We start from the raw sequence: 20,456 nt of genomic DNA, 5'->3' as shown, positions 1-20,456 counted from the left end.
TCCCGGTATTCGGTAATACAACAACTTCCAGGCTATCTGGGACTGCCAAAATCCTTGTTAATCCGTCATGATCCGTGTCAAGAGCGGAACTGGTGCGGAACGGAATCTCTCAGGCCGTTGCTCTCAAGATTCGCGGGTTTCGAGCGCTCTTAGTGCAGCAGGGCTTTCGTCGCCGGTCCTAGGAAGGAATGCGCAAAGGCAGCGGCATAGAAATGGCAATCTCAACCCAGAATGGGGCTTTGAGCTTTTGGGGGTAGTGTTGCAAGTTTCAAATGCAGACAAGTTTGTCGCCGAGCGTCTTTCGTGCGTTCTTAGGCTGCCAAGTCGAAAAAGGGCTGTCGATGAACCGAATCTGACGAAGAAGATCACCTCCTGGCACCAATCGAACTTGCCCCTTCCGCGACGTTTGTTGGCTCGATGATCCTGTTCGAGAATGTTGTTCAAGTACTGCACCGGTCGGTCTCGACAGCGCTTGCGCAGCGTCCCTTCCTTCTTGCTGTCGGGGATCGCGGAGCTGTAAATCGGCGCCAGTTCAGTTGATCACTCGAGGTTGAGGGTGGGATCGATCGCCGAGCGCCTTGCGCAAGAGCCGCTTGGAGCATCGGCGTCACAGAACGTTGTCAGCAAGAAATCGATGGTGGCACCCTTGGAATCGATGGCCCGATACAAGTAGCACCAGCGTCCCTTCAGGCGAACATGGGTTTCGTCCGCCCGCCACGACTTGTTTGTCGGCTTGAGATGCTGTCGCAGTCGATGCTCCAACTCCGGGCCGTAATCCTGCACCCAGCGCCAAACCGTTGTGTGATCTACCTGGAGACCGCGCTCCTCCGGCACTTCCTCAACATCGCGCAGCGAGAGAGAATGGCGAAGATATCACCGTACCGCACAAACTATGAGGCCGGGTTCGGTCTGACGCCATTTGAAGATCGCGGGTCGGGTTATCATTTCGCGATTCTTTCACGTCTCCAGCCAGCAGCCCTGAAAGTTGAAACGCATCCCTAATGCTTATCTTCTTAACGAGTGTTGGTACGATCTGGTATCGTCTTCGCAGACCGCTACCTACACTGATCGCTAGGCATACTACCGAGAAAGGCGCAGGATGCGGATCGTTGCTCGAGCCAGGCTTTGTGTCGGATAACGAGTAGAACATACGCAGGTCATGAGGTTTCCTGATGAGTTCGAACGCAGATCGGATACCGACTGCCGCAAGGCAAATGTCCGCCGCGATTGGGCTGACGCTAATACGCGTAACGATTGGAGCAATGTTTGTGTGGGTCTTTTTCGAGAATAAGGGAAAAGGCCTCTACACACCTGCCGGCTATGCAGGACTGATCAGCTACTACATCAAGTCGAGCCACTGCCCCGCTGTATGGAAGTCGGTGATGGCCCTGGCGGCAAGCCACGCCGCGATGGTTGCTCCCCTGCAGGCCATGACCGAGATTTCTCTTGGCATCCTGCTTGTCATCGGTCTCTTTACCCGTCCCGCCGCCTTCGTCGCCTTTCTCTTTCTCGGCAGCCTCTGGATTTCCGAGCTCGGCACTTCGTGGATCTGGGAGCTTCTCGTTTCCGTGCTCGCCGCGCTCGGGCTCGCTATCGGACGCGCCGGCCGGAAATGGGGCATAGACGCATTGCTGGCTCAGCGCTGGCCCGCCTCTCCGTGGTGGTGATCGGGCCGACTTTACGTGCGCGTTTCCGTTGTCATCCCCACTCACAATGAAGCCCAGGCGATCGAGCGCGTCTTAGCCGATCTCCCGTTCGGTCTAACGACAGAGGTCATCGTCGTCGACAGCAACTCGACGGACGGCACGCCCGGAATCGCGGCTCGAATGGGAGCCCGCGTCATTCAGGAGCCGCGCCTCGGCTACGGCCGAGCCTGTCTCACCGGCTTCGCCGCGGCAAATTCGCCTGATGTCGTAGTCTTCCTTGACGGCGACTACAGCGACCGCCCCTCCGAACTCCCGAGTCTTCTCGCGCCGATAGCAGAGGGCCGCGCGGACATCACCATCGGCTCCCGCCTCCACGAACGGAATTCTGCAGAGGCGTTGCCTTGGCATCAGGCGATGGGTAACCGACTCGCCGCCCACCTGATTCGCCTTTTCTATGGACTGGAAATCAGCGACCTCGGCCCATTTCGTGCTGGCCGCGCTGAGGTTCTGCGCGCGCTCGGCCTCGAAGAGACCACCTACGGCTGGGCCGTTGAGATGATCCTCAAAGGCGTTCTCGCCGGATACCGCATCGTGGAAGTCCCCGTCAGCTACTTTCCCCGCATCGGAAAATCGAAGATCGGTGGCACGCTCAAAGGCACCGCCGGCGCAGCCTGGTTCATTCTAAGCTTGATCGTGCGGTACTATTTTCGCCGCCGGAAGGCAGAAAGCCCCGCATAACTTCGCATCGACACACTATGGAATCTGCAAACCATACTGATCCGCCTACGCAGGAACCTCTACCCAATAGCGACCGCGTGCTCGTCATCATGGCGAAGGCTCCCCGACCCGGCGCAGTAAAGACCCGTCTGACTCCGAGGTTGCCCCCTGACACCGTCACCTCGTTTTATCGCTGCCTTCTCGACGACACCCTGGCGCTCGCGCTCTCCCTGCGCGACGTGGAAGTCGCCATCATGTGCCCAGAGCCAGACGTAAACGAGTTGGCGCAGTTGGTAGGCCCCGAAGTGAGCATAGTTGCGCAAAACGGCGCAGGCCTCGCCGCAGGCCTCACTTCCGTCTTCGCGCACTTCGCCGAAGGCCGCGGACGCCGCATCATCGCCTTCAATAGCGACAGCCCGCACCTGCCGGCTTCCGTCCTCGAGGGCGCATTCGACAAGCTTGCCGCGCATGACGTCGTCATCGGACCGACCTTTGACGGAGGTTACTATCTCGTAGGCGCGAAGGCTGCGCATCGTGCTCTTTTCGCCCGCGACGGAATGGGCACCAGCACCGCTCTCGACACGCTTCTCTCTCGCGCACAAGCTCTTTCGCTTTCTGTAGCCTTTGCAGAGCCTTTTTACGACATCGACGTAGCGGACGACCTTGCTCGTCTCGCAGCGGAGCTGCGTCTCGCTCCGGAAAAAGCCCCACGCACAGCGCGATGGCTCAAAGAGTGGGAGCTTTCGACGACACAACCACGCGCGGGCGCAGCACAATCATGAAGATCACCCCCGAGGCCAGGGTCTACTTATTCGGCATAGCATTGTGCGCCGCCCTGACCATCTGCGCACACAGCTTCAGCGATACCCGAGGAGCGTACTTTATGGCCGCGCTGGCGTTCGCGGGTATCGTCTACCTCCTCGCGATTCGCGAGTTTTTCGCTACGCCAGCATTTCCGCGCCGCCTCGTCATCATCGGACTCCTCCTCGCCGTCGTCTGGCACCTCGAATTGCTCCCCGCGCCGCCAAACGACGACATTTACCGATACGTCTGGGACGGCCGCTTGCAAAGGCTCGGCTACAACCCCTACATCGTCATCCCCAGCGGCCCTGCCGCGAGTAGCCTGCATACCTCGGAGACCCGCAAACTGAATAACCCCGATCTGCCTAGCCCATATCCAGCCGGGGCGCAGCTATTCTTCCGCAGCGTAACCGCCATTCACGAATCTGCCTTTGCGCTGAAGGTTGCACTCGTGCTTTGCGATTTTGCAATCGCTCTACTCTTGCTCGATATCCTGCGTCTCCGCCGCCTGGGGCCGCACCTGATCCTGGCCTACGCCTGGAACCCATTGCTTGCCATTGAGGTCGCGGCAAATGGACACATCGACATCGTTGGCACGCTCTTCTTGATGGTTTCCGCCGTCGCCCTCGCTCGTCGATGGCGCGCCGCCGCGGCCGTCTCACTTGGTCTTGCCGTAGCCGTGAAGTTCCTGCCCATCGTGCTCGTGCCTCTGTACTGGAAGCGCGTCCGCATTCGCGACGCCGCGCTCGCCGCACTTGTCGTCGGACTCCTCTACCTGCCATTCCTCAATCACGGACACATACCCGCCGGTTCCTTCGGCGCCTACGTCCAGAACTGGCGCTTCAACGGACCCATCTTCGCCGCTCTCACTCACGTCGCGCCCCCTAAGCTGCTTGCCGGGCTGGCGATGCTCGCGGGACTAGCGACCGCGGCATGGCTGAGAAAGACCGCGCCTGAATGGTCTCTGGGTGCGTTCGCCTGGCCTATGACGGCAACTCTGCTGTGTGCGCCCGCTATATTTCCCTGGTATCTTCTCTGGCTGCTACCGTTTCTCACCTCCTCCTCGACGCTCCTGCTCGTTCTCTGGACAGTGAGCATCACCCCCACCTACGTCATGTGGCATCTGCGTGCGCCGGGCACTCCATGGGGCGCGCTTCCCGGCTGGACTATGCTGGTCGAATATGGATGCTTAGCAATCGCTGCAGCATTGATCAGGTTCTACCGTGCGAGGGAACCCCGGCCGGTTAGCACTCTATCGGATTAAAAGTGTCAGACTGAAACTGTACTTAAGGATAAGGTCGTTGCAGTTATTCAGTATCCAAAGATGTCTCTCTGGCATCTAGACAGCGTCGGTTCAATCTAAGAAGGTGAACTTCCATGAAAAGATCGAGCTATCGTTTGACCATACCTCTTCTGGCGTTAGCACTGCTAATCCACGTCGCACCCTCCTCGGCGCAGAACCGCGCCCCCATCATCGATAAGATTGCGAAGGCCTATGGAATTGATTCCTATGACCAGGTTGAGGCTATCCGCTACATCTGGAACATCGATATCCCCGGGCTCTTCAAGGGCTCTCACAAGTGGGAATGGGAGCCGAAGACCGGCAGGATTTCCTTCGAAGGAACGGATAAAGACGGCAAGCCGGTTAAGGTTTCCTATCTTCAGTCCCAGCTTAACAGCCAGCCTGCCGACGTTAAAGACATGGTTGAGCCATCCTTCGTCAACGACAACTACTGGCTTATTTTCCCCTTCCATGCCTACTGGGACAAGAGCGCAACCATAACCGATGAGGGTATGCAAAAGCTGCCGATCGGGAAGGGAACTGCCAGGAAGGTTGTGGTGAAATATCCCGCGGAGGTCGGCGGCTACACACCCGGAGACACATGGGATCTTTACGTAGGGCCTGACTATCGCGTCCAGGAATTTGTGTATCATCGCGGTGGACCCAAAAAGCCCAGCCTTGTGACCGCAACCTGGACAGGCTACAAAAAGGCCGGTCCGCTCCTCTTCTCAACCGAGCACCGCGGCACCGCCGATGACAAGCCCCTGCATCTCTGGATAACTGACGTGGCGGTAAAGACGACCGGCTCCGACGCCTGGAAGAGAGCACAATAAGCAGAGGCGGACTCGTTCAACAGTCCAACCCCATGAAGGCGGACATCGAGCTGGATATCGCGCGCAAGACCTTCGCTTCTGGTCTCTTGCCGGACCTGATCGCCCTGCTGCGCCGCACCCGTCAGGGCGATCTAGTCGCGCTCATCGGTGACGACCAGCGCATCGGGCCCGACCTCGAAGCCTGGTGCCGCTTCACCGGCAACCCCCTTGTTGAATCCACAGTTGAAAACGGTCGCGCACGCTGGCTCTTTCGTTGCGGCGCCGCTCCGATGCCTCCGGAAGAGAACCGCCCAGTCGGCTCGCGCCTTTGGCTCTATACGAACTTCGACTGCAACCTGCGCTGCGACTACTGTTGTGTGCGCTCCTCGCCCGCCGCGCCCCGACGGGAGCTGGGACTGGCGCTTGTGCAGCGGATCGCTCGCGAAGCGGCTGAGCTGGGCGTTAAAGAAATCTTCGCAACTGGAGGCGAGCCATTTCTGCTGGAAGACATCGGCGAGATCCTGGCTGCCTGCGCCTCCGCTGCTCCTACCACGGTGCTGACCAATGGAATGCTGTTTGCTGGACGGCGCATGGAAGCCTTGCGAGCGTTGCCCCGCGATCGAATTGTCCTCCAGATCAGCCTGGACAGTCCTACCCCAGGGCGCCACGACCTCCATCGCGGGCCCGGAACATGGGCACGCGCCCGGGAGGGTATCAGGCGCGCCCGTGAGCAGGGTTTTCGCGTGCGATTGGCAGCGACCGTTTCGACTAATACCGAGGCCGAGGAATTCCGTCAATTCCTCGATGACGAGAAGATTGCTGCGGAAGACCGGATCATACGGCGGATCGCTTTGCGGGGTTCTGCGGCCGCGGGTATTGCTCTCGGCCGAACTGACTTGATTCCGGAAGTGACCATCACTGCCGACGGTGTGTACTGGCATCCCGTCGGAGCCGAGGATGCCGACCTGCTCGTCACGCGCGACATTTTCCCTCTCGCTGAGTCCTTCGCTGCCGTGCGCCGCGCCATTGAGCGTGAGGGTGAACACGCCAACAAGCTGGCAAGAATCTTCAACTGCGCCTGAACCTGAAGGTGCCTGCGCCTCTTACGCTGAATGCGCAACCTGCGGCTCGAAGAATCCTTGTTCGGCCGCGGCTTCCCGCAATGCAGCGTAGCCATCAGGGTGAGGCGGCAGCCAGCGCTTCAAGCCTTCAGTGTCGAGGATGACGCGATGAACCGGATTGTCGTAGCTCATCGCCGACAGAGCCTCCACAAACCGGCGCTCCTGTTCCGCGTTGAGGCCAGGCCGCGCCGTGAACATGCAGTGGTTATACGTCGGAGAAGTCCATATCTCCTTGAGGCCGCCTTCCGGCACGAGCCGCTCAGTCTGCACCGTGCTCCAGAAAGGAGCGCCAATCGCTCCGGCTTCGGCCCGCCCATCCAGTACGGCCCGCACCACATCTACTTCGCTTGTTCCCGTATCACCATGTTTGCCTAGGTCGCTGTCGAAGCGCAGGGTCTTGTAATCTCGCCCCTCGCGCAAGCCCTCCTGCTCCAGAAAATGCACCGGAAGGATCGCCGCGTGCCCGCTGTCCCTGCTGCCAAGCGCGAGCGTGCGATTCTTGAGGTCCGCCACCGTAGAAACGGGCCCTCCCGCAACCGCGACAATCTTTGTCATCCAGCCGAGATCGCTATCGCGCATCGCGATCGCGCGGCAGGCATGCCCGCTCCACTCGTCGGCCTGCAAGTACGCCAGGTTTGTGTTCCAGGCAATATCGATGTGCGGCGCCACCTCGCCCGGCTTGGCTAGTAGCGCCAGGACCTGCATTTCGTAGCTCTGAAAGAGCACGACCTCAACCGGAAGATGCGCCTCCTCGTGAAAATAGCGCCGCATCCCCTCCCAGATCGTAACCACCTTCGGATCGTATGCAACAGCTCCTACCCAGATCGTTTTGCTCATACACCCTCCACACTCTTTAGAACAGCGGAATCCCTAGTAGCGACTTCCCGATAAACTCCCGCATCACATCCGCCGTCGGCGCCATCACCGCGCCCGCGTGCGCATCGCGGAACAGCCGCTCGACCCCAAGATGCTTTGAGAACGCCGCGCCGCCGCAAACGCGCATGGCCGTTGAGGTCACGCTGATCGCCGTCTCGCCTGCTGCCGCCTTGCTTTCCATCACGCGCAGCAGCGTCGTATCGCGCGGCTCCTCAAGATGCTCGACCAGATCGTCAATGAGCGCCGCGAGGCTGTCAGTCTCAATCTGCATCTCCGCGAGATGCGCGCGCAGCGTCGGCAGGCTCTCGCCGAGGCTCTGGCCCAGATGCTCGAATCTCGCGTTCTTGAGATGCGTCACAGTAGCCGCGACCGCCGCCCGGCACAATCCCAGCGCCACTGCTGCCGAACCCAGATTGAATAGCGGCAGCAGCACGCTCATCATCGTCGGAAATCCAGCGCTGTCATCCGTAAGCTGAAAATCCGTGGAGACCTCGCACTCTTCCAGCGCAATCGGAGCCGAAGCGTTGGCCCGAAGCCCCAACCCGTCCCACGGCCCCGCAATCGAAAGCCCGCGCGTCTCCGCCGCAACAAGATAGACTGTCGAATCCGTCGGCCCCGAACCCTCTGGTGCGAGCGTCGAAACCACATAGCTATGGGCATGGCCCGCACTCGTCACCCACGATTTCTTCGCGCTGATACGGACGCCCTTGCCATTGCGGTGTGCCCGCGATACCGGCGCCCAGAAATGGCTGCGCGAGCCGGCTTCACTGATGGCGAGTGTGGTCAGGTGCAGTCCCGCGCCGATCTCCCGCAGCACCGGCGCTACTGCCTCGGCTATACCCGGCCGAGCCGCTGCAATCATCGCCGTGCCGAGGATGTGCATCAGATACACCATCGCTACCGAAGCATCTGCCTCGGCGAGCGTCGCCGTCACAGCAGCAAGCGTGCGCGGGCCCAGCCCCGCGCCGCCAAACTCCGCGGGCAGCATCAGGCCAAGCAGTCCAGCGTTGCCCAGCGCTTCAATCGCCTCGCTCGAAAATTTTCCAGCCTTGTCGTTTTGTCCCGCGGACGGCGTCAGCACGCCATTCGAAATCTCGCGTGCCTTCAAAACGGCTGCATCGTGAGTCATGATCGCACCTGTCATTCGCTATTTACTGGATCGAACCGGATTGTCGCCGAAGGTGCGCGCAGTCGTCAAACGGTTCCTGATTCTTATCGGTTCGAACGACATGCTCAAATTAAAAATAGATCGTATGAACAAGTTGCCCCTTTGACCACTCTCTTGACGAGCCTACAGCGTTCACTCCCCGGAGTCTTGTGAACTCCGCCCGACGCGCGCGTTGCATTTCCCGACGCTGGGTTGCCGCCGGTTTGCATTCTCAATTTGATGGCGACATTACTGACTGGCTCGTTGGCGAGCGGCTCGCGCAGCGGTATCCGGCATGGCCTTGCTTTCACACCACCATGTTTGCGATCGAGGTTGAGGATGTGCGATGCCGCATCATCCCGCGCACAATTGGTGACCGCCTGTTAGTCAACCGCAGCAAATTCCAGTTGGTTGAAGGCATTCTTGACGGAATCGAAATGGCGTCAAATCATAAGAGACGCGGTGAAGAACGACAAGGCCAGACAGGACACCCACGCCGGAAGATCTCGATTCCGCGAGTTGCGTTGGTTCAGCTCAATGTCACCAGCAGAAGGTTCGTTTCGTGCGTACCAATTGTTTTGACAGCAACACTAACCTTGTCGCATGTTTTCCTATGCTGCAGCGCTTCGGATTCCTCATTGCTTCTCTGCTGGGCATCTCCTCCGTATTCGTGCAGGCTCAAGCTTCGCCTGGTCCGGTACCATCCCATCCCACAAGCACGCCGTATTCGGGCGATCTTTCGATCTTTGAATATCCGGAACGTGACGCCAGGCTCCAGCCCCAGAGGATTCTTTCGCTTCTCGGCGTGCGTGCTGGTTCTTCTGTTGCGGATATTGGCGCTGGCGGCGGCTGGTTAGCGGTCAGAGCAGCAGAGCGAGTTGGCTCTGACGGCGTGGTTTTCGCCGAGGATATCAATCCTGAGGCGATCAAGGCGATTCGTTATCGTAGCGAACGCGAGCATTTACCCCAAGTCCGGGCGGTGTTGGGTCTTCCTGATGACCCGAAACTTCCTCCGCACAGCATCGACGCCGTTGTAATCCTCAAAACGTACCATGAAATTGCTCATCCAAAGCTACTCTTGCACAACCTTATCCCTGCGCTGAAGCCTGGAGCTAAGCTAGGCATTATCGACCGCAATGGAAACGGTGCAAATCACGGATTGGATGAAGCAATCGTCGTCCGTGAACTTAAGGATGCAGGTTTCCGACAGGTTGCTCGTTACGACTTCACGAAAGCCGACGGAGAAGATTACTTCCTTATCTTTGAGCAATCAGATGGTACATGACGGCATTTTCTTGGACTAAAGATCGGCTCGGAAACAGCACCCGCGTTCCGATTTACAGCGCTCACGTGGCACAGCTTCCACGGCTCAACCGAAGATCGGTTTGTCTACTACGGAATGAGCAATCCCCTGACGATGAAGCTCTGCGAATTTGTTCACAAGGAGTTGCTTAAGCAATCGTGAGCGTTGCTTGATATGTTAAGCAGCCGCGCAATGCAGCGCCGAAATCGTCCGCCAAGCGGCCCAATCAGCGATCTCTTACTTTTGCCTGACAGCCCGGTGTTCGGAACCCACCAGGCCCGGTCACAAACGACTTGGTCTTTCTCATTATTTGCAATTGTGGGAACCACGACTTCCGCTTAAGCCTTGGCTACGCGCAGTTACTAAAGAAATCTGGGATTCTGTGAAAGGTCATGAGAGTCTAACACTCAAGTCTCACAGGTAAAAGAGATAGTTTCCTTTCATTGTTTGGTTCGGACCTTCATTGTTTTTGGCCGAAACTTACTCGGGAGCAGGTCCCAATGTGGCCGGGAGCACAACTGAGTCTCCAATCCCTCTAAGGAATCAAATCGGTCCCCAGGCCCTTGTCTCAGGACTCATTGAAATGTTCAGAAAGAAGCTCGTAGTCTCTTTTTTTTGCTTTGCTCTTGCGGTGCTTCCAAGCAGCGCACAAGAACAAGCGATTCAGGCAGATACGCTTGTTGACTCTGTCGGAGTCAACACTCACCTTGCCTATACAAATACAAACTACTTCCAGAAGTACCAACAAGTGATTTCCGCGTTAAAAGCCGCTGGAATTCGTCATATACGCGACGGCTACTACAACTGGCCGACAGGGAACCAGATGTACACAATTCACTGGGGTATCGCTGCAGCCGGGATCCATACAGAATATGTAGTTGCATATGACCCGCTCCTTACGACTGCCGATCTTCAGAACTTCCAGTCCCTTGCCCGAGATATGGAGAGCATTGAAGGGCCAAACGAATATGACGATCAAAAAAACTCGCAGTGGGCCACCCAGTTGACGAGCTTTCTGCCGACCCTGCAACTCGCCGGTGCCGCTCTAAATGTTCCAGTTCTCGGCCCATCTCTGACACAACAGGCTTCCTACAGTGCATTAGGCAACATTGTCCCCTACATCACGTATAACAATCTCCACATCTACTTTGGGGGCAGGAATCCCGGCACGAACGGATGGGGTTCAACCAATGCTCAGGGCCATTCTTATGGAAGCATCGCGTGGTGGTTGGATAACGCAAATACAAATGCCCCTGGAGTGCCGGCGATCGTGACTGAGAGCGGGTACATGCAAGCGCCAACCACCACCAAGCCATATACAGTCACGAATGCTGTGGCCTCGGCCTATACCATTCAGACAATCTTCGAAATGATGACTCAAGGCATCTTGCGCACATACATGTATGAATTGATGGACGACCCATCTTCGCCAATGTATGGGCTAATGACGAGCACGCTGAGCGCGAAACCTTCGTACACATCTATCAAATCACTGACGAACTATCTTAGCGACCCTGGCGCTCCTTTCACTCCAGGCAGGTTGACGTATTCGCTCACCGGAACTACAGCGAACGTTCATCATCTGTTGCTGCAGAAGCGTGACGGGTCGTTTTATCTGGCGCTCTGGTTGAACGCATCCATCTACAATCCCGCAACAAATGCTCCGATCAGTGTTCCACCGCAAACTGTGCATCTTACTCTGGACTCAGCTCACGGTGTTCAGTCTTGTTTCTGGGTTGATCAAAATGGGGCTCCTCACACGATGAACGAGAACCTGACATATGCGTTTTCTTTAAACGTGACTCCAACTGTCACTCTTGTGAAGGTGATCTCAACAAATTAATCAACTACTCGTATTGACCTCATGCGGCGACGCTCACATGAATCTGCAGTGTCGGTGAGAATATGCAACGACACTCTCAACGGCTTGTTTTCAGTGATTGCTCAAACGCGAACCGAGGCGTCAGAGCCTAAGTTTTATCTTTTTGCCGCACCATACTGCAATCACACGCAATCTGCTTATAAGCAGTTGAGAGGCGTCCGGGCAAAAATCAGTATCAATGGTGCCGATATTGTTGATGCGTCTGAAGCCTACGAGACATGAACATAGAGCAACACTTTCCCGGATTCTTGTCTCAAACCTTCTAGCTCTTGCCGCAGTGAGCGCCGATGACCAGCCGCGTCAGCTCTTGGCTTACCTATTCGCTTACACTCTCGCTCTTGATCTGCGTATTGCACCCATTGGCATTGGGTCAGCCCGACCTCCAAGGGCAGTGGACCACATTGTCCAAGACCATGCCTATCAATCCGATCCATGTGGCGCTGCTCAGTAGTGGCGACGTCCTAGTGGTTGCCGGCTCAGGAAACTGCCCACCGTCGCAGACCGGATGTCCGTCGGGGCCACCCTACGGACCGTCGAATGGCTCCGGGGCATTGCTGTTGGATCCGGTGAGCGGCCAGACTATCACCCAGTTTTCTCTGTCATGGGACATGTTCTGTAATGGCATGGTGCTCCTGGAGGATGGTCGCCCGTTTATAGCCGGCGGCACCATACAGTACGACCCTTTTTTCGGACAGCCGCAGGCGGCAACTTTTGATCCGCTGGCAAACACATTCAGTAATACGCCGAACATGGCGCACGGGCGATGGTATCCGACGCTGCTGACACTTGGCGACGGAAGAGTCATGACGTTTTCCGGCCTGAAGGAGACCGGCGGTACCAATACCGCTGTCGAATTTTACTCGGTTGGCTCGGGCTGGAGCGCACAGTATATGGCGTCCTGGACCCCGGATCTCTATCCACGCTTGCACGTCTTGCCTAATGGCAAGGTGTTTTATTCTGGTGCGCAAACCACATCGAAGCTCTTCGACCCGTCGACGAACACCTGGAACACAAGCTTCGCGAGGACGAACTACAGTGGAACGCGTACCTACGGTACATCCGTTCTGCTCCCGTTGAGTCCGAACAACAACTACGATCCCAAAGTGATCATCATGGGCGGTGGCAATCCGGCTACCAATACCACCGAAATCATCGACATGGGGGCATCTACTCCAGCATGGCAATATGGGCCAAACATGAGTCAGGCGCGCATTGAGATGAACGCGGTGATTTTGCCCAACGGTAAGGTTCTTGCACTTGGCGGCTCTGTGAATGATGAAGACACGAACACCTCCAGCCTGAATGCGGACCTCTATGACCCTGTAACCAACACCTTCTCTTCAGCCGGAGCGAACGCTTATCCACGTCTGTATCACTCGGTGGCGCTGCTCCTTCCCGATGCGACAGTATGGCTGGCCGGGGGCAATCCTTTGCGCGGCACCTATGTGCAGCAGATGGAGATTTATAAACCCGCATACCTGTTCAACTCGGACGGCACAATGGCCACGCGGCCTTCGATCACGAGCGCTCCGAGTTCGATCTCATATAGCAGCGCTTTCACTGTAGCAACCCCGGACGCTGCGAACATTTCGTCGGTCGTTCTCGTGCGTAATGGAACCGTAACGCATGCTTTCGGAATGGATCAGCGTGAGGTGGGTCTGTCGTTCACCGCTGACAGCGGGCTGCTGACGGTCACGGCACCTCCCGATGGCAACGTCGCCCCGCCCGGCTACTACATGTTGTTCATTCTGAATCAATCCGGCGTACCCTCAGTTGCAAGCTTTGTGCAGGTAACTGCACCGCCAGATTTCTCGGTCGTGGCCACACCATCGTCCCAGACCGTGCCTCCAACAAAGGGTACGAGCTATACCGTGAGCGTCACACCTTCATATGGATTCACCGGAAACGTTAGCTTCAGCGTCAACGGATTACCCTCGGGCGCAAAAGCCAGTTTCTCACCCAGTTCAGTTTCGGATTCGGGATCCTCCGCTTTAACGGTGAATACTTCGACTTCAACACCACCTGGCACCTATACCCTCACAATCACCGCAACCAGCGGCACTATAACTCATTCCACGCAAGTGAAACTCGCTGTGAATGCTTTCTCAGTCGCGTCCTCTCCATCGTCCCAAACGATTTTGGAGGGAAACGGCACGACATATGCCGTGAGCGTCACACCTTCATATGGATTTACGGGGAACGTCAGCTTCAGCGTCACTGGTTTGCCCTCGGGCGCAACCACTACCTTCTCACCTACTTCAGTTACGGGTTCGGGATCGGCCACCTTAACGGTGAATACTTCGACTTCGACACCAACTGGCACCTATACCCTGACGATCACCGCAGCCAGCGGTACGGTGACTTACTCCACGCAGGTGAAACTGGTCGTAAACGCCTTTTTGCTCGCAGCCACGCCAACCTCCCGGACCATCTTGAAAGGAGATGGCACGACTTACAGTGTCAGCGTGACTGCATCTAGTGGATTCACCGGAAACGTCAGCTTCACCGTCACCGGCTTGCCCTCGGGCGCAACCGCCAGTTTCTCTCCCGCTTCATTTTCAGGTTCGGGATCTTCTACCTTAACGGTGAACACTTCGAGTTCAACGCCAACTGGCATCCATACTCTTACAATCACTGCAAGCAGCGGCCCTATGGCTTACTCCACGCAGGTAAAACTCGTAGCAAACGCCTTCTCGCTCCCGGCCACGCCAACCTCCCGGGTTGTCTCACGGGGAAACAGCACGACCTTTAGCGTGAGCGTGACACCATCTGTTGGATTCGCGGGAAACGTAAGTTTCAGTGTCACCGGGCTGCCCTCTGGCGTAACGGCCAGTTTCTCCCCCACTTCCGTTGCGGGTTCGGGATCCTCCACTCTCACAGTGAACACTTCGAGTTCAACGCCAACTGGCACCTATTACTTTTGGATTAATGCCGCGAACGGTTCTCTCACCAACGCCACGGAGATAAAACTCATTGTGGTCGATTTCTCGATGTCGGTTTCGCCCAGCAGCCGCACGGTGGCGAGGAATTCGAGTGGAGCATATAGCGTAAGCGTCTCGGCTCTGGGGTCGTTCTCTTCCACTGTTACGTTCAACGTTAGCGGGTTGCCAACAGGTACCAGTGCATCATTTAGTCCTTCTAGTGTCCGGGGGACGAGCACTTCAACTCTAACCATATCGGCATCGGCGAGCGCTTCGACCGGCAATTATTCCCTTACAATCACCGCAACCGGGGGAGGGCTGACACACTCTGCGAACGTAACTCTGATAACTCAGTAATGTTTGAGGAAGCTGAATTCAAAGGAAAAATCGCCATGAAAAGCACAATCATGCCGTTTCGTGCTTACCTCCTTCGGTCGTTAACCTTGATGATCATAATGGGGGGCGCTTCTCTTTACGCTGCTACCGATATCAAAGGAAGATGGTCGGGAATGTTCTATTCGAACCATTCAGATGTCGCTCCCTTCACGATAACGGTCGTCATCAACCCGGATTCGCGCGGACATCTCGCTGGGAGTTCGAACTTAACCTCGCATTGTCTGAAAGGCGCGCATCTGGAGGTCACAGTTACTGGTTCTAACGTAGTCCTCGCCGGCAGCGACAAAGAAGGGGACAACGTAACGCTGCGGGGTTCGCTTGATAACACAGGCACACAGCTGAAGTCCACCTACATCCTGAACGGCAGCGCTACGGGCGGGTGCGAAACGGATGACGGAACGGGGACTCTGACGAAGCAATAGTCGTTGCCAATCTGGACCAGATCTCGAATGGCAGTGTTTTGCCCTCTAACTGTTACCTGCTTTGAAGACCATTCTTCTTCGTAAGGAAACACTATGATTACATCGCGCAGGCTCTTTCTTCGATCCGCGGGTGCCGGCGCCGTAGCCGGGATGGCTGCACGCCCGCTTACAGACTTTTCGAGCGCCGCTACATTCAAACAAGATGACGGTCTGGTCCGCCTCGACAACAACGAGAATGCGTATGGTCCATCTAAGAAAGTACTCGATGCCATACATTCTTCCGTTGGATGCGTGAACCGTTATCCGCTTATGGAGCCCAACTCCCTGACTGAACGAATTGCTGATCTGCACGGGAGGAAACCGGAACAGATCCTCCTTGGTTGTGGCTCTACAGACATCCTCCGCATGGCGGCCTTTGCATTCCTCGGCAAAGGCAAGCAACTGATCCAGGCTTCACCGACTTTTGAAGCCATCGAAGACTATGCACGTTCAGCCTCCTCGGAAGTCATATCAGTCGGGTTGACACTAACGTTCTCCCATGACCTTGACGGTATGCAAGCGCGTGCCGGTTCATTAACCACGCTGGTATACATCTGCAATCCGAACAATCCCACCGCGTCACTTACTCCTCGTAAAGATTTGGAAGATTTTATTGCGAAACTCCCAGCGTCCACCTTTGTCGTGATCGATGAGGCCTACCACCATTACGCGGGTCAATCCGGGATGTACGCCTCCTTTATCGATCACCCTCTCGATAATGAGCGGGTCATTGTTACGCGCACTTTTTCCGAGGTCTACGGCCTAGCGGGCATGCGATTGGGCTACGCCATGGCATCGCCGAATACGGTTCAGAAGATGCGGCAGTTCGCCAGTCAGGACAATATCAATACAGTTGTGATTCAAGCCGCTTTGGCTGCTCTGGAGGATACCGAGAGCGTGAACGATTCTATTCGACGCAATATGGACGACCGTCAGGAATTTTTCAATCAGGCGATGGCCCGTGCCCTCAAGCCGATAGACTCTCATGCCAACTTTGTGATGATGAATACCTTTCATCCGGCGGAAGAAGTGATCCAGCACTTCCACGAGAATAAGATTTTGATCGGTCGAAGTTTCTCGCCGATGAGAACATACATTCGAATCTCTCTGGGGCGTCCTGAGGAAATGCAGCGTTTCTGGCAAGCATGGGACATGCTGCCTTATCCGAAACATACGATGCACCACTAGGTGTATGTACGTTGATACTATCTGGCGTTGCCAACGGGAATGGTCAGATGACACACCTGAATCTGGATCAATGTCGAGCGTTAAGTCCATCACAGGGTGATATCGCCGATTGGACGGGTGGCATGGGGGTAGTCTGGCTAGCGAACCGCAGCGACGGGCGCTTTGAGCGCCGCGTGGCAGTATAGATCCTAAACATTGCCCTCATGGGTCCAGGTGGTGCAGGGCGGTTCAAGAGGGAAGGGCCATTCTAGGACGACTCTCTCATCCGCGCATTGCGAGGCTCCTCGATGCTGGCGTATCCGCCACGGAACATCCACTAAGACTTTTGGCATAGAATCGTGGCGTAATGTCTTAATCATATTAAGACTTGGGTACGAGCCATGGCTACTCACATCATTCACTTTGGGGTCGACCTTGCGACCCGAGTTCCGGTATTGAAGAGCGCCGGATTTCAAGTGGATATATGCTCATCCATCGACTCGCTGATTGACAAATTAGGGCGAGAACATGTCGACGCTGTAGTCGTGCCTGAGGACCAAGAATTTAACTTATATCGTGTTGCCAGTATTACCCAATCCAGACCAAACACCCCTGTGATTGTGTTCGCGGAAGCACCGAGTCAACTATGCGACGCGAAGTTCGATCTGGTGATTCCGGTACTCACTCCGCCACGGGAATGGTTGGCCCACATCGCAAGCTCGATTGCTCAGAGCAAGAACCTGTAAGTGGAATCAGAACAACTCGTTCCCATTTTTTCCAATTCTGACCGACACGATGAGCTTCCAACGGTGCGAAAGCAGACCAGACAAATGCTGTCGAAGCTGCCATCTTTGTTTTCGCTCATCGCGAAATGATAATCGTGTTTCATATCGTGGCCGTATGGACGCGGCAAGGTTCATGCCGATTTTCTCGCTTCGAATTCTTCAATAGTATGAACTGTTTTGCTGCCTAGGTGACCAGACAAAATGGTTCCGCAGGCTTTGAGAAGTAAATCAGGCCGGACATCACCATGCGGGAGACACAGTATCTGCATATCGGGATAGCTCTCATGCAGACCTCCGATGAATGCAGTTCTCTCCCTTTCGGCGAAGTATGGCTCCAGAATGACTAGATCAGGCATCACGGAAAAGATAACAGCGACGGCTCGTCCCAGGCTTGGCGCTTCAGTTGTTTCGTATCCGGCGCTTTGTAGGGTATCGCAACGAAACTTGGAGAGAAGATCACTCTCACCTTTCGAAACAAGAAGTATGTGCCGGTCCATGGCGACTCCGATGCATTGAGAAAGCGTTCATGTAATGGGATGCGTTTGGCAGGGAAGATCTGTGCCGGCGGAGACATATTGCGCAGCCCAATTTTGTTCGTCTCCGAGAGGATAAGGATCCACGAAAGGTCGCTAAAGAAACCTGACATTCTTGAAACGGGCAGCACTTCACCTGGCCGATTCTGGAGCACGGGAGCTCGCGGAATGCTCGGAGTGCTCCCAAACTGCATCTCGGACAAGTGGCGAGGAAGCTCCTAGGTCGTCATCAGTACAACATGTCCTCTACTCGTCGCAAGCCGCCTCTTTGGCGTGCCCCTGACCTGGAACATTTTCAACCATAGCGTGAAACTCCCAAATGGGAGGACACCATGATGCGGCAATGCTATCAGCGTGGTTGTCTGAGGTATGCAAAGCGTAAATCAGGTTCCGATTGTTGGGAGTTTCTGTGGCGAGAGACCGATGCGACAGGAAAGCGTGTGCGGCGTACTGCTTTTATAGGGACCGTTGGTGAGTATCCCACGAGAGAACTGGCTCAGGAAGCAGCAAATGGATTGCGAATGCGGGTGAATGAAGATCGCAATCGCGAGTCCTTGCGGGACATCGCCGTTGAAGATCTGGTCGATCACTATATACACACAGAACTGTCGGAGAGTGCCGACTGGCATTCGCTTGCAACGAGGATTGTGTATCGCGCATTCCTAAGAAGATGGGTACGCCCCTATTGGGGAGAAACAAGCATCTATTCGATTAGAACAATAGCAGTTGAGCGATGGTTAAGGTGGTTACGGCGTGCTGATGGCAACCTACTGGCGGATTCAACGAAGGCTAAAATCCGTAGCCTCCTCAGTGCGCTTTTCAATCATGCGATACGCTACGAATGGTTTGACCAGGGAAAAAATCCGATAACTCTGGTTCGTCAAAGCGCAAAACGTCAGAAAACCCCTGAAGTCTTGGAAATATTTGAGATCCAGAGCTTGCTGCAAGAACTTAATTCATGCTTTCGCTTGATGGTGATTTTGGATGTGACAACAGGATTGCGCCGTAGCGAACTGTTTGCTCTTAAATGGCGCGACGCTGATTTTTCGAATTTACAGCTTGATGTCCAACGGTCGATCTATTTAGGAAAGACCGGAAAATGCAAGACGGAAGCCTCTCGCAAGCCAATCCCTCTGGATGAGCGTGTAGCCGCTGACCTCTGGCTTTGGAAAGAAGCCAGCAAATACCGGGAAGCGGACGACTGGATGTTTGCAAGTCCTCACACTAATGGGAGTCGCCCGTTCTGGCCGGACGCTGTCTTGCAAAAAGTCATCCGCCCTGCCGCGCTAAAGGCTGGGATACGTAAAGTGATCGGGTGGCATACTTTTCGGCGTACTTATTCCACGCTTCTGATTGCTAATGACGAGAACGTCAAGGTCGTTCAAGAACTGATGCGCCACGCCAACAGCAGATCAACGCTGGAGATTTATTCGCAAGCCCGGATGGAGGAAAAGCGAAGGGCGCAGCAACGTGTGGTACAGGCTATTTTCCCTGACGAGGTAGATGTACAAGCGCCGATGATTCAAGGGGCCTTGATGACAGGCTATCTTGAGCGGAGGTCGACGGGGTGAGGCGGATTAGGAGAGTTGGTTTGGAATGTTTGCAACCATTTAGGCCCTTGTTGGAGCGTAGTGGAGCGGTGGGAAGAGAGCGAAAAATCTGTAAGTCATTGAAAGATATGGTAGGCACGAGGAGACTCGAACTCCTGACCTCTACCGTGTCAAGGTAGCGCTCTAACCAACTGAGCTACGCGCCTGTTAGGTTTCCTACTTTAACCTGAGCCGGTGATTCCACCAGCCCGGAGGGCCATCCATTTTCGCCTGTTCCTGCTGTCTTCCACAGGCAGAAAACAACTTCCCGATAGAGCAACTAGTAAAGAGAGTACAGAATGCCGGAACTAGTTGCGCATGGGTGAATGCCGGGGCCTTGTCATCACCTCATAAGCTAGATTGTAACAAAAATTGGAGTCTGTGGACGTCCGAGCGCCAGAATCAATCTGCGCAAGGGGGCAAGTGTGACGGTGCCTTACTCAGGGCGCAACGCCGGCCTTCGTCGAGGTAAGCCAATTGCTCGGTTCTTTGTAAACACGTTCGCCAAACTTGTTGAAGCTTCTCTCTAACGTATCCATCCGAGATGACACCGATGCCGAGGCAACCGACACAGATCTCAACCGCAGAATCGACGCCGGATTTCTTATCCTGCGGACTCGGACAAATTCTCTAAGGTTTTTATGCGCGATAACTAGGGTGTTTGACGGATGCAAAAAGCATTCGAAATCGCGGGACTATACAAACGGGTCAAAAGATGTGACAACGAAGTGAGAAAGCGGTTTGAAGCATCTTTGCTGCAAGTCTGATCACACTTGGAACTGTAGACGTTCTTAGACAGTTCTGATTCCTGAGTCAAAAGCAAGAGTCCCTGCAGTCCACAACTCAGGAGCGAAATCGCCGTCCGCCGTTTTCTCGGGCTTCGCTTCATCGGCATTTCGCAGCTCAGGCCAGACCAATGTCATCGTCAACTTACTCGGCTCGTCTGCTGAACGGACGGAGAAGATGCAGCCGTGCGCAATGTTAGCCCCCTACGTCCAGACTCTCTTAAAGGCTGAT

The 20,456-nt window shown here is 55.5% G+C and carries 18 protein-coding genes and 1 tRNA gene; 14 read left to right on the top strand and 5 right to left on the bottom strand.

The window, feature by feature from the left end:
• Positions 1 to 540 precede the first annotated feature (540 nt).
• Positions 541 to 834 carry a DDE-type integrase/transposase/recombinase gene (locus H7849_RS27525; RefSeq protein WP_432756499.1) on the bottom strand — a complete coding sequence of 98 codons (294 nt, stop codon included), beginning with the start codon at positions 832 to 834 and terminating at the stop codon, positions 541 to 543.
• Positions 835 to 861: 27 nt separating this feature from the next.
• Here H7849_RS27525 and H7849_RS27520 point away from each other — a divergent pair, with 27 nt between their 5' ends.
• From H7849_RS27520 to H7849_RS15850, 7 genes are all read left to right on the top strand, one after another.
• Positions 862 to 1,002, top strand: coding sequence for a hypothetical protein (locus H7849_RS27520; protein WP_432756498.1), 141 nt, complete (start codon positions 862 to 864; stop codon positions 1,000 to 1,002).
• A 170-nt stretch (positions 1,003 to 1,172) separates the two neighbouring features.
• Complete coding sequence (locus H7849_RS15875; RefSeq protein WP_186740615.1) at positions 1,173 to 1,667, top strand: TQO small subunit DoxD; 495 nt, start codon at positions 1,173 to 1,175, stop codon at positions 1,665 to 1,667.
• Between the two features lie 15 nt (positions 1,668 to 1,682).
• Positions 1,683 to 2,384 carry a glycosyltransferase family 2 protein gene (locus H7849_RS15870; protein WP_186740613.1) on the top strand — a complete coding sequence of 234 codons (702 nt, stop codon included), beginning with the start codon at positions 1,683 to 1,685 and terminating at the stop codon, positions 2,382 to 2,384.
• Positions 2,385 to 2,401: 17 nt separating this feature from the next.
• Entirely contained in the window at positions 2,402 to 3,145 is a 744-nt protein-coding gene (locus tag H7849_RS15865) for a TIGR04282 family arsenosugar biosynthesis glycosyltransferase (protein WP_186740611.1), read from the top strand.
• Complete coding sequence (locus tag H7849_RS15860) at positions 3,085 to 4,428, top strand: MptA/MptB family glycosyltransferase (protein WP_251106304.1); 1,344 nt, start codon at positions 3,085 to 3,087, stop codon at positions 4,426 to 4,428. The genes H7849_RS15865 and H7849_RS15860 overlap by 61 nt, the downstream gene beginning before the upstream one ends.
• Before the next feature lie 113 nt (positions 4,429 to 4,541).
• On the top strand, positions 4,542 to 5,279 hold the full coding sequence (locus tag H7849_RS15855) for a hypothetical protein (protein WP_186740609.1): 738 nt from the start codon (positions 4,542 to 4,544) through the stop codon (positions 5,277 to 5,279).
• Positions 5,280 to 5,311: 32 nt separating this feature from the next.
• The gene (locus H7849_RS15850) at positions 5,312 to 6,340 is read left to right on the top strand and encodes an Rv1681 family radical SAM protein (RefSeq protein ID WP_186740607.1); all 1,029 of its coding nucleotides are present in this window, start codon (positions 5,312 to 5,314) and stop codon (positions 6,338 to 6,340) included.
• Between the two features lie 21 nt (positions 6,341 to 6,361).
• Here the strand turns inward: H7849_RS15850 and H7849_RS15845 are convergent, their stop codons facing one another.
• Both H7849_RS15845 and H7849_RS15840 read right to left on the bottom strand, forming a co-directional pair.
• The gene (locus H7849_RS15845; protein ID WP_186740605.1) at positions 6,362 to 7,216 is read right to left on the bottom strand and encodes a phosphate/phosphite/phosphonate ABC transporter substrate-binding protein; all 855 of its coding nucleotides are present in this window, start codon (positions 7,214 to 7,216) and stop codon (positions 6,362 to 6,364) included.
• A 16-nt stretch (positions 7,217 to 7,232) separates the two neighbouring features.
• Positions 7,233 to 8,384, bottom strand: a complete 1,152-nt coding sequence (locus H7849_RS15840; protein WP_186740603.1) for an acyl-CoA dehydrogenase family protein — start codon at positions 8,382 to 8,384, stop codon at positions 7,233 to 7,235.
• A 580-nt stretch (positions 8,385 to 8,964) separates the two neighbouring features.
• On the opposite strand from H7849_RS15840, the gene H7849_RS15835 reads away from it, so the two are divergent.
• The 6 genes from H7849_RS15835 to H7849_RS15810 all read left to right on the top strand — a co-directional run bounded on the left by H7849_RS15835 (position 8,965) and on the right by H7849_RS15810 (position 17,278).
• Complete coding sequence (locus H7849_RS15835; protein WP_251106303.1) at positions 8,965 to 9,687, top strand: methyltransferase domain-containing protein; 723 nt, start codon at positions 8,965 to 8,967, stop codon at positions 9,685 to 9,687.
• A 601-nt stretch (positions 9,688 to 10,288) separates the two neighbouring features.
• Entirely contained in the window at positions 10,289 to 11,548 is a 1,260-nt protein-coding gene (locus H7849_RS15830) for a hypothetical protein (RefSeq protein ID WP_186740602.1), read from the top strand.
• 326 nt (positions 11,549 to 11,874) lie between these two features.
• Complete coding sequence (locus H7849_RS15825) at positions 11,875 to 14,865, top strand: galactose oxidase-like domain-containing protein (protein WP_186740600.1); 2,991 nt, start codon at positions 11,875 to 11,877, stop codon at positions 14,863 to 14,865.
• Between the two features lie 152 nt (positions 14,866 to 15,017).
• Entirely contained in the window at positions 15,018 to 15,326 is a 309-nt protein-coding gene (locus H7849_RS15820; RefSeq protein WP_186740598.1) for a hypothetical protein, read from the top strand.
• A 93-nt stretch (positions 15,327 to 15,419) separates the two neighbouring features.
• Entirely contained in the window at positions 15,420 to 16,553 is a 1,134-nt protein-coding gene (locus tag H7849_RS15815; protein WP_186740596.1) for a pyridoxal phosphate-dependent aminotransferase, read from the top strand.
• 380 nt (positions 16,554 to 16,933) lie between these two features.
• Complete coding sequence (locus H7849_RS15810) at positions 16,934 to 17,278, top strand: hypothetical protein (RefSeq protein ID WP_186740594.1); 345 nt, start codon at positions 16,934 to 16,936, stop codon at positions 17,276 to 17,278.
• A 170-nt stretch (positions 17,279 to 17,448) separates the two neighbouring features.
• On the opposite strand, the gene H7849_RS15805 is transcribed toward H7849_RS15810, so the two are convergent.
• The gene (locus tag H7849_RS15805; protein ID WP_186740592.1) at positions 17,449 to 17,814 is read right to left on the bottom strand and encodes a DNA-binding transcriptional response regulator; all 366 of its coding nucleotides are present in this window, start codon (positions 17,812 to 17,814) and stop codon (positions 17,449 to 17,451) included.
• 557 nt (positions 17,815 to 18,371) lie between these two features.
• Here H7849_RS15805 and H7849_RS15800 point away from each other — a divergent pair.
• A complete protein-coding gene (locus tag H7849_RS15800; RefSeq protein ID WP_186740590.1) occupies positions 18,372 to 19,421 on the top strand; it encodes a tyrosine-type recombinase/integrase in 1,050 nt (349 codons plus the stop codon).
• Positions 19,422 to 19,529: 108 nt separating this feature from the next.
• Here the strand turns inward: H7849_RS15800 and H7849_RS15795 are convergent.
• A tRNA-Val gene (locus H7849_RS15795) sits at positions 19,530 to 19,606 on the bottom strand.
• Positions 19,607 to 20,456 lie beyond the last annotated feature (850 nt).

This window comes from Alloacidobacterium dinghuense (genome assembly GCF_014274465.1).
GTDB lineage: Bacteria > Acidobacteriota > Terriglobia > Terriglobales > Acidobacteriaceae > Alloacidobacterium > Alloacidobacterium dinghuense.
This window is presented reverse-complemented; position numbering and strand designations above follow the sequence as displayed.